Below are 9,233 nucleotides of genomic sequence, written 5' to 3'. Positions count from 1 at the left end.
CTTTTTAAAAATGTTTCAATCATTTTATGAAGGAGGACTTCACATCTGTATATGGCCCAGAATACAGTGTATATAAAGAGGGAATTAATTAAGTGGGCTACTAAGCTTCTTGCATTTGGTGGAAGATAAATGTTTGAAAATGCAACAAAGAAGCCGAATATGACAATGGCAAATTTTAAAGGCTTTTCTATTGCTGTTAAAAGTTCATCATCAAATTCAGATTTGGTTTTGCCGGCAAGCTTCTTTAAAGTCCCCAGAATTATTTTTGCAAGTACTTGTTTAAGTAAAAAAAAGATAAAAATAATGGCAAAGAAAATGAGTAGATTTTTTAATTTGATATTTAAAATGGTGTATTCAAGTAATTCTTTAAAATCAGTGAAAAGTTCCATATCAATCCTTTTTAAAATCTATTTTTATAACCTTTTCATTTTCCTTTGTTATTACAGGTGCTTTTTTTTCTTTGTTATCTAAAAATATATCTTCTTTTTCAATATTGAAGTTGAAAACAAAAGTTGGTGATACAGGTGAATCGAAGATGGTGGTGATAGAGTTTGCAGGTATATGTAATGTTTCCCACTTTCCTGAAAAGCGCATATCAACTACTATGAAATTTTCCGAAATATTGAGGTTTTTGTATGATTGTTGCCCAAATACAAGCAAAATTCCCTTTTCCTTTTCCTCTCCGATAAGCCCTCTTTTCCCAATTATTAGACCTTTGTGTGGCATAAGATGCATATATGTTTTTTCACCCGAAGTCAAAATTTCTTTAATAAGTTTTAACTTTAATATTGCATTCATAGTGAAATAGTACCATATAATTTTTAGTTTTAAAAGTGTTGTTTTATTTATATTTGTTAGAGTGTATAATGTATTATTAATCCAAAGGAGGCAATATGAATAAACTGGATATTTATCTCGATATGACAGTAAGCTATGGCATTAAGCTTGCGATCTCAATTTTGATAATACTTGCAGGTAAGCTTTTGGCTACAAGGATTAAAAATATAAGTCGAAAGGCAATGGTAAAAGCAAAGGTAGATGAGATGGTCAGCAAGTTTTTTGGTGACCTGATTTATTATGCTCTTTTTATAATTTCAATTGTTGTAGCTCTAAACACGCTTGGACTAAAGACAACATCCATAGCAGCAGTTATAGGTGCTGCAACCCTTGCTATCGGTCTTTCTCTGCAAAATAATCTGTCTAACCTTGGTTCAGGTGTTATGATTTTGATGACAAAGCCTTTTAAAGTGGGTGATACCGTGGAAATAGGTGGGATACTTGGCACGGTAGATAAGGTTTCAATTTTTAGTACAAAAATAAAAACGCCCGATAACAAGGTGGTTTATGTCCCAAATTCAAAGGTTACTGGGTCTGAAATTATAAATTATTCTGCTGAAGATATAAGGAGACTTGATATAGTGGTGGGTATCGATTATGGGGATGACATAAAACTTGCAAAGGATATCCTTGTAAAGCTTGCTACGTCAGATGAAAGGGTGCTCAAAGAGCCTGAATATTTTGTTGGTGTTTTTAATTTGGGGGAAAGTGGAGTAGACATTGCCTTCAGAGTATGGACGAAAACAAGTGATTATTTTAAATTAAAGTGCGATTTGCTTGAAAAAATCAAGGAAGAGTTTGATAAAAACAAAATCAGTATCCCTTATCCTCAAATGGATATTTCTGTGAAAAAGGTTGAAAATGTTAAGTAAAGAGCTGAATTTATCTGAATTTGAAAAATTGATAGGTAGTCTTAGGATATTCGACTATTTTGAAGACGGTGTTGTTGAAAAAATAAAGAGGGATGTTCGGGAGGTTTTTTTAAATAAGGGGGAGATTCTTTTCAATAAGGATGAAAGCTATCATCAGGGGGTATATCTTGTAGTTTCGGGAGAAATTAATCTTGTAAACTCAAAAGGCAATATTCTTGGCAAATTAAATAGCGGCAGTTTTGCCGGACTTACAACATTTCTTGGAAAATCAAGCTATGTCGTGACTGCAATAGCCTGTGAGAACAGCAGTTTGTTGTATTTGCCGGAAATCACCGTCTATTTTCTGATAAGCTCAAGCGAAAAATTTGCAAAATATTTTTACTCAGTAGTAAATGAAAGGTTGCAGCTTTTTCAAAACAAAGATGAAACTTTTTCCAAAAGCTTTACATATAAACCGGTTGGCAATTATATGACATTTCCTGTTATTACTGTTGAAAAAGGGATTTCAATCGTGGAAGCGAGTAAAATTATGTCTTTGCATAAGACTGGAAGCCTTGTTGTAACAGAAGATGGAAAAATTACCGGTATTTTGACTGCCAAGACACTTGTGCATAAGTTTTTGCCTGATGCTTTAAATTTTGGACTTAATGCCAAAATATGTGATTTTGTTGACAGGGATGTTATCAAAGTTCCCAAGGAATATCCGTTGGTTGAAGTTTTGGGGGAGATGCAGGCAAAAAATAAGGAGTATGCATTAATTGTTAAGAATGAAAAGCTTATCGGTATTATTTCCAATAAAGATATTTTAAAGACATTATACAACAGTGCCAGTATATTTACAGCAAATGTTGAGATAGCAGAAAGTCTTGATGAGCTTAAATCGGCCTACAACAGGTTGTATAAAATTGCAGCAGAGCTGATAGAAAATAGTCGATTGACCTCGGATGTTTTGCCTATCATTTCATCTATACATATAGCTATCCAGAAACAGGTACACAAAATAACTGCCGATGAATTTTTCAGGAAAACCGGTGTAAATATTTGTGATATCGATCATGCTCTTATAATTATGGGGAGCGGAGCTAGAAAGGAGATGATGCTTGAGCCTGACCAGGATAATGGGTTTATATTTGATGATAGACTGAGTTTCTCTGAAAAAAGCATACTTCTTGAATTTGGGAAAAAATTCACTGATAACCTTGAGTACGTAGGATATAAAAAATGTCCCGGAAATATAATGGTAACAAATCCTGATATGTCAAAGACTTTATCTGAATGGAAAAGAAGCATTGCTGAAATAGTTAATGACCCTTCTCTAAAAGGCGGGTTTTTAAGATCATCTATCATATTTGACATGGAAACATTTTGCGGTAAAGACAACCTTGTTTGGGAGCTGAAAGAGTTTATTTTTGATATTATTTCTGAAAAACCTGTATTTTTGATACAATTTCTTGAAAATGATACAAACTTTAAATCACCTTTGTCTATCTTTGGGAAGTTTTTAGTGGAAAAAGAGGGGAAATACAAAGATATGATTAATCTTAAACCTTATGCTTTGTCAATTATTGTGGATGTGACGAGAAGCTATACACTTGCAAAAAAGTTAAGTAGTCTGAATACAATTGAAAGGCTTAATCATCTTGAAAGAAAACATATATTATCTGAGGAAACAGTTGGTAAGGTCAAAAAAGCTTACGAGATTATAGTTGATATCATTTTAAGAAATCAGATAAAACAGGCAAAATCCGGGGAAGAAGTGAGTAAGTATATTAACCCTTCAGAGCTTTCAAACTACAATCAGACCAGACTTAAAAATGCTATTGGTACAACCAGCAAATACCTTAATAATAGTATTAAATATTTTAAAGGACACCCTTAGTTATTTGGCAAACCTTAAAGCTACTTTGAACAATGATGGGTAAAAAATTGCCGTAAATATTGATGTCAAAATGGCTGCATTTGCCATTTCATTTGTAAGTATCCCTGTTGACCTGCCTATTTCAGCAAAGGCTACAAGAAGTGTAAGAGGAAAAGAAGTGCCGATAGGTATGGTGATAAGACTTCTTAAATGTATGTCAGCAAAAATAAAAATTACACTTGCCACCATTCTCGTAAGCAATATCCCTGAAGATAGTGCAAATGAATAAAGAAGCACTTTTGTGTTTGCAAGGCTTGATATATCAAATGAAAGACCAACATATATAAAAAATATAGGTATAAGAAAACCATTGCCAAACATTTCAAAACCTTCTCTGATATCTTCCTTTTCTTTTAAAACTGTTGCGTAAAGCATTCCTCCGATGAAACTTCCGATTATAATTTCTATATTTAAAAAGGCCGCAAGGGCTACAAACATTAGCATATTAAGAAAGTTTGTCCTCATGCCTGTTTCTGCGTTGTTTTCGCTGCTCACAATTTTCAACAATGTGTTTGGATACCACCATGAGTAGAGTTTTAAACCTTTTAAGAAGAAAAACGCAAAAATACAGAAGAAAACTATTTCTGCAATATGGTGTAGTGCTTTTAAGCTTATGCCGTAATTATAATAAATTGTGGTTGCAGTTATAGTGATAAGACTTATTATTTCACCAACACTACCAATTACCAGTAAATTTTTGCCTGTAGGTGTGTGAAGTGTACCGCTTTCTGAGAGTATCGGAAAAAGAAGGCCTATTGCAGTCATTGAGGCAAGCAAAACAAGTGGGACAGATATATCAAAAATAAAAGCTGATACAAGTGTTAAAGCTATTATTATCAAATAATACGCCGTATAGATAAAAAATTCTTTTTTAGGTGTTTCTTTGAGCTCTTCAATATCAAGCTCAAGTCCCGCAAGATACATCAAAATCAAAAAGCCAAACTCTGACATAAATTTAATTATTGAAAATGCATGTTGTTCAATGTGTATAAATGAACCGACTAAAATCCCAAAAAGTATTTCTATAACAGGGATTGGTAGTTTGATTTTTTTGCTCAGATATGGGGAGACAAAAGCTCCAATTGCCATTATAAGTAAAAGAACAGCTTCATAAATAGACATTTTAATCTACACTCTGTGGAATTAATATTGTGCTAAGAGTCGACCTTGTGGAAATATAATAGGCGATTGAAGGTTTGAAGAATGAACCCGGATTAAACTTTTCATAGCCAATTACAAATAGCTCTCCTTGAACATTATTTAAAAACTTGAGAGTTTCTCTTACCGGGTTACCCTCCAGGACTGTGTACTCGATATTTATTTTATAAATCTGCTTGAAGTCATTTATAATTGTATAAGATTCCTGAAGGTATTCTTCATTTTCATGGTTTCGCAGAGCCTTTGGCATTGTAGTGTAAACGGCATGTACTTCAATATTAAAAAGCCTTGCAAGTTCAACAGCAATTTCGAGTATATGAGACATATCCGGACTATTAAGGCTAACTATAATCTTGCTAAATTTATCATTAGCTTTTAATATGGCTGTCGGTTTTGAAGTTTCTTTTAAAATTTGCTTTATTTTTAATTTTCTTAAAAAAGTAGATTTTCTTAAAATAAATGTATTTATACTGTTATCTGGTCTGTTAAGGTTTTCAAAAACAGATTCTGTTTTGGTAGTATAAAAGTCCTTTGAGATTTTATTTTCCTTGATTATGTTTTCCAATAAACTTTTATCTATATCAAAATTGATTGTAAGTAGTTCTAAAGATTGGGCTCTAATGTGTTTGAATACAAAGAGCGTTTCTTTCAGATATTGGAGGTCTTTATTGGCAAAAAGATATACTGACATTATTTTACCATATTGCAAAGGGAATTGCGGTATCCCTTTGAGGAATATGTTGGCGAGATTTTCAACGACTTTGGGTTCACCAAAAATTATAACTTTGTCGCCTACTTGAATTTTGGTATTGCCATTAGGGACTATTATTTCATTGTTTCTGTAAAGAGCTGCCACATGCCAGTTTGATGGTTTGATATATTTTAATTTTCTGTCTGTTAGGTGAGACTTTGACAAAACATTCATTTCAATTATTTCACCTTTTTTGATACCTATATCGATGGCTCTCGAATAGTTTTTATCCAGTTTATTGAGTATGACATTTATAGAAATTTCAAGGGGGTTAATAATTGTAACACTAAACTCCGAGAATTTGTCATTGTCTGTATTGGAATATGTTATTACAAGGATTGGTACTTCCAGTTTGAATTTTTTTCGTATAAAAAAGCATATTTCAAGACTTACATCCGAGTCTCTGAATGCGGTGATAATATGTTGAATATTTTCAAGATCAATTTTCTTCCATATGAGAATACTGCTTGCATCCCCCACAATACATTTAACATTAGGATATTTTGATTGTACCGCGTCAGCTTTTTCTTTATCCATCTCAATTACAAGTATTTCCCTATCTGTTATACTTGCGATAAGTTGCTCTTCAAAAAAACCAACACCACATATTATTATCATATTGTTTTCCTTTGTTTACTATTACAAATTATTTTGTTAGAAATATACCACAAATTTTACGAGGTGCAAAATGAAATCTTACAGAAAAGAACTCTGGTTTAACACTTCTGAAAGAGTTGAATTCATAAACATTACTGGTGAAGTGCAAAGGGCGGTGGACGAAAGTGGCATTAAAGAAGGCTTATGTCTTGTAAATGCTATGCACATTACTGCCTCTGTTTTTATAAATGACAATGAGTCAGGGCTGCATAGCGATTATAAAAGATGGCTTGAACAACTTGCCCCGCATGAGCCTTTAAATTTATACAGACATAATTTGACTGGAGAGGACAATGGCGATGCGCATTTGAAAAGACAGATTATGGGGAGAGAGGTTGTGGTTGCTGTTACTGATGGAAGACTTGATTTTGGCCCATGGGAACAAATTTTTTATGGTGAGTTTGACGGCAAAAGACGTAAAAGAGTACTGATAAAGATTATAGGAGAGTGATTAAGATGATTTTGCATGTAACACATAACGATATGGATGGGGCAGGGTGCGCTGTTTTGCTTAAAAAATTTCTTGATATTGCTGACACTGTTTATCTTAATTATGATGAAATAGATGGATTTCTAATAAAAAATTACAACAGGTACAACAAAATAGTAATAACTGATCTTTCACCAACCATTGAAACAGCTCATTTTTTAAAAAACTATGTTGAGCTTTTTTTTATAGACCATCATATGACATCTTTAGAATTGAGTAAAATAATCGATTCCTACCACGATACTACCAAATCAGCCACCCTTTTAACATATGAGTGGCTTCAGGAGCTTGGTTGTGATGTAAAAGAATACAAGGAGTTTGCAGAAGTTGTGAATGATTATGATATGTGGCATTTAAAAATTGATAACAGTTTAGTAATGAATATGTTTTTTTCCATTGTCGGGATAGACAGATTTGTGGCCAGGTTTTTGAAAAAGCCTTCCATAGATTTTGATGATAGTGAGAAGATGTTGCTTGAAATCGAGGAGGAGTCAAAAACCAAATATCTTGACAACGGCTTAAAAAATATTACTTTCTTTGAAGATGTTGAAAAAAGGAGGTTTGCTGTAATTTTTGCGGAAAAGTATAATTCTGAGCTTGGTCATCATATTTTAAAACATACTGATGCAAAATACGTTTTTATAATAAATGCTCAGAAGAAAAAGGTTTCGCTTCGCTCAAAAGATGATATAGATGTGAGTGTTATTGCTGTTGGTAACGGCGGCGGAGGTCATAAAAATGCTGCTGGTTTTACTACGGATTTTGACTTCTGCATAAATGATTTTTTAAAAAGGTGCGGGGTGCTTGCTTGAATGCTGAATTTGTGAAATCTGCTATTTTGCCAAAAGACTATCCTCAGCATAATTTGCCAGAAATTGCGTTTTTAGGGAGAAGTAATGTTGGCAAATCAAGTGTAATCAATGCACTTTTAAACAGGAAAAGTCTTGTAAAAACAGGTAAAACCCCCGGTAAAACAAGGCTGATAAACTTTTTTGATATTGAAAAAACATTCTTTTTTGTAGATTTGCCGGGTTATGGTTACGCTAAGGTATCAAAAAAAGAAAAAGAAAGCTGGTCAAAAAATATTTATACTTATCTTTCACAAAGAGAGCAATTAAAATTATGTGTGCTGATTCTTGACATCAGAAGGATACCTTCAAACGATGACATAAGTGTTATAAATATGCTTTATGAATTGAATAAAGATACTTTGTTTTTGCTTAACAAGTCTGACAAGCTTTCCAATAATGAGATTTACAAACAGGTAAAAATTATATGTGATGCTGTAGGGGTGTCAAAGGAGAATATTGTTATATTTTCGGCATTGAAAAAAAGGGGTATTGATGAGACGTGGACGAAAATTAAAGAAATTTTATTTTAAACTTCTTTTTGCAGCAGCTTTTGCTGTTTATATCTCCATTACAAATATTTATGCTACACCTAAAAGTTATGACGCAAAGGTTACTTTTCTGCCCGACAGGGAGCTTCTTGATATTATGACAAAAGATATTCTTGATGCAAAAGAGGATATATTTATTGCCATTTATATGTTTAAGACTACAGACAACAGCTTTCAAATGAGCGCAATTTTGGAGGATGCCATTTTTAAGGCTTTAAAAAAAGGTGTAAAGGTTTTTGTGGTAATGGATATTGGCAAGGGGGATGACATTACAACCGAAATTAATAAAGAGACAGGTGAAGAGCTTAGAAAAGCCGGCGCAAAGGTAATATATGACTCAAAAGATGTGAGGACTCACTCCAAGATTATGGTAATAGATGGAAAAATTACTTATGTGGGGAGTCATAACTATACTCACAGTGCATTTAAGTATAATCATGAGTCAACAGTAAGAATCGAGTCTGAAGGTGTAGCTAAAGAGAGTATAAAATACATAAAAAGTTTGGTGAGATAATGATAACGGGAACTTTAGTAAATGCAACTACAGTGACTTTAGGAACAATTATAGGTCTTTTTTTCGGGAAAAGAATAAAAGCAGATATAAAAGATTCGGTACTAAAGGCATTGGCGCTTTCTGTGATTGTACTTGGTATAAAAATGGCTTTTGAAAAGCATGATTTTTTGGCCGTACTCATTTCGCTTGTACTGGGCACAATATTTGGAGAGATGATTGATATTGAAAAAAAATTGGATAACCTGGGTGCATATATACAGAAAAAAACAAAGACTGATTCCGGCACTTTTGTCCTTGGCTTTGTTACGTCAAGTATACTTTTTTGTGTTGGCTCGATGACAATTATCGGTGCAATAAAAGATGGGCTTAACAATGACCCGTCCGTATTGTATGTCAAAAGTATGCTGGATGGAGTGTCATCAATTATTTTATCATCTACGCTTGGTATTGGTGTTTTGTTTTCAGTGATTATTATACTTGTTTATCAGGGCGGTCTTAGTCTTCTTGCTTCAGGTGCCCTCTTCTTGATGGAAAATGAAATATATGTAAACGGTATATCTGTAGCTGGCGGAATAATTATTATAGGGATTGGACTTAATATGTTAAATCTTACTAAAATAAAAACAGCCAATATGCT

The 9,233-nt window shown here is 33.2% G+C and carries 10 protein-coding genes and 1 pseudogene; 7 read left to right on the top strand and 4 right to left on the bottom strand.

All coding sequences use genetic code 11. The features are described from left to right. A pseudogene (locus ACTCAF_RS10060) lies at positions 1-389 on the bottom strand (mechanosensitive ion channel family protein); the annotation flags it as partial. Position 390: 1 nt separating this feature from the next. Next, positions 391-798 (bottom strand): ClpXP protease specificity-enhancing factor SspB, encoded by a 408-nt coding sequence (locus ACTCAF_RS10055; RefSeq protein ID WP_463063151.1) that lies wholly within the window; start codon positions 796-798, stop codon positions 391-393. A gap of 95 nt (positions 799-893) precedes the next feature. Between ACTCAF_RS10055 and ACTCAF_RS10050 the strand changes: the two genes are divergently transcribed. Both ACTCAF_RS10050 and ACTCAF_RS10045 read left to right on the top strand, forming a co-directional pair. Beyond that, positions 894-1,709: a mechanosensitive ion channel family protein gene (locus ACTCAF_RS10050; RefSeq protein WP_463063150.1), complete on the top strand. Its 816-nt coding sequence runs from the start codon at positions 894-896 to the stop codon at positions 1,707-1,709. Further along, positions 1,699-3,588, top strand: coding sequence for a putative nucleotidyltransferase substrate binding domain-containing protein (locus ACTCAF_RS10045; RefSeq protein WP_463063149.1), 1,890 nt, complete (start codon positions 1,699-1,701; stop codon positions 3,586-3,588). Before ACTCAF_RS10050 ends, ACTCAF_RS10045 begins: the two co-directional genes overlap by 11 nt. On the opposite strand, the gene ACTCAF_RS10040 is transcribed toward ACTCAF_RS10045, so the two are convergent. Continuing rightward, on the bottom strand, positions 3,589-4,749 hold the full coding sequence (locus tag ACTCAF_RS10040; protein ID WP_463063148.1) for a cation:proton antiporter: 1,161 nt from the start codon (positions 4,747-4,749) through the stop codon (positions 3,589-3,591). 1 nt (position 4,750) lies between these two features. After that, a complete protein-coding gene (locus tag ACTCAF_RS10035) occupies positions 4,751-6,154 on the bottom strand; it encodes an NAD-binding protein (RefSeq protein WP_463063147.1) in 1,404 nt (467 codons plus the stop codon). A gap of 70 nt (positions 6,155-6,224) precedes the next feature. On the opposite strand from ACTCAF_RS10035, the gene ACTCAF_RS10030 reads away from it, so the two are divergent. From ACTCAF_RS10030 to ACTCAF_RS10010, 5 genes are all read left to right on the top strand, one after another. Further along, positions 6,225-6,644, top strand: coding sequence for a secondary thiamine-phosphate synthase enzyme YjbQ (locus tag ACTCAF_RS10030; RefSeq protein WP_463063146.1), 420 nt, complete (start codon positions 6,225-6,227; stop codon positions 6,642-6,644). A gap of 5 nt (positions 6,645-6,649) precedes the next feature. Continuing rightward, positions 6,650-7,495: a DHH family phosphoesterase gene (locus ACTCAF_RS10025; RefSeq protein WP_463063145.1), complete on the top strand. Its 846-nt coding sequence runs from the start codon at positions 6,650-6,652 to the stop codon at positions 7,493-7,495. Positions 7,496-7,506: 11 nt separating this feature from the next. After that, the gene (gene yihA, locus ACTCAF_RS10020; RefSeq protein WP_463063144.1) at positions 7,507-8,064 is read left to right on the top strand and encodes a ribosome biogenesis GTP-binding protein YihA/YsxC; all 558 of its coding nucleotides are present in this window, start codon (positions 7,507-7,509) and stop codon (positions 8,062-8,064) included. Beyond that, positions 8,027-8,596: a phospholipase D-like domain-containing protein gene (locus ACTCAF_RS10015; protein WP_463063143.1), complete on the top strand. Its 570-nt coding sequence runs from the start codon at positions 8,027-8,029 to the stop codon at positions 8,594-8,596. The genes yihA and ACTCAF_RS10015 overlap by 38 nt, the downstream gene beginning before the upstream one ends. After that, a partial coding sequence (locus tag ACTCAF_RS10010; RefSeq protein WP_463063142.1) for a DUF554 domain-containing protein occupies positions 8,596-9,233 on the top strand: 638 nt, incomplete at its 3' end. The genes ACTCAF_RS10015 and ACTCAF_RS10010, both read left to right, overlap by 1 nt.

It is taken from the genome of Deferrivibrio sp. (assembly GCF_055117995.1).
Note: the sequence above shows the minus strand (reverse complement) of the source record. Positions and strands in the feature narration are given on the sequence as shown.

Excerpts from the sequence above, each read along its gene's own strand:
- ACTCAF_RS10055 (WP_463063151.1), bottom strand. The coding sequence starts at position 798 with ATGAATGCAATATTAAAGTTAAAACTTATTAAAGAAATTTTGACTTCG.
- ACTCAF_RS10050 (WP_463063150.1), top strand. The coding sequence starts at position 894 with ATGAATAAACTGGATATTTATCTCGATATGACAGTAAGCTATGGCATT.
- ACTCAF_RS10045 (WP_463063149.1), top strand. The coding sequence starts at position 1,699 with ATGTTAAGTAAAGAGCTGAATTTATCTGAATTTGAAAAATTGATAGGT.
- ACTCAF_RS10040 (WP_463063148.1), bottom strand. The coding sequence starts at position 4,749 with ATGTCTATTTATGAAGCTGTTCTTTTACTTATAATGGCAATTGGAGCT.
- ACTCAF_RS10035 (WP_463063147.1), bottom strand. The coding sequence starts at position 6,154 with ATGATAATAATATGTGGTGTTGGTTTTTTTGAAGAGCAACTTATCGCA.
- ACTCAF_RS10030 (WP_463063146.1), top strand. The coding sequence starts at position 6,225 with ATGAAATCTTACAGAAAAGAACTCTGGTTTAACACTTCTGAAAGAGTT.
- ACTCAF_RS10025 (WP_463063145.1), top strand. The coding sequence starts at position 6,650 with ATGATTTTGCATGTAACACATAACGATATGGATGGGGCAGGGTGCGCT.
- ACTCAF_RS10015 (WP_463063143.1), top strand. The coding sequence starts at position 8,027 with ATGAGACGTGGACGAAAATTAAAGAAATTTTATTTTAAACTTCTTTTT.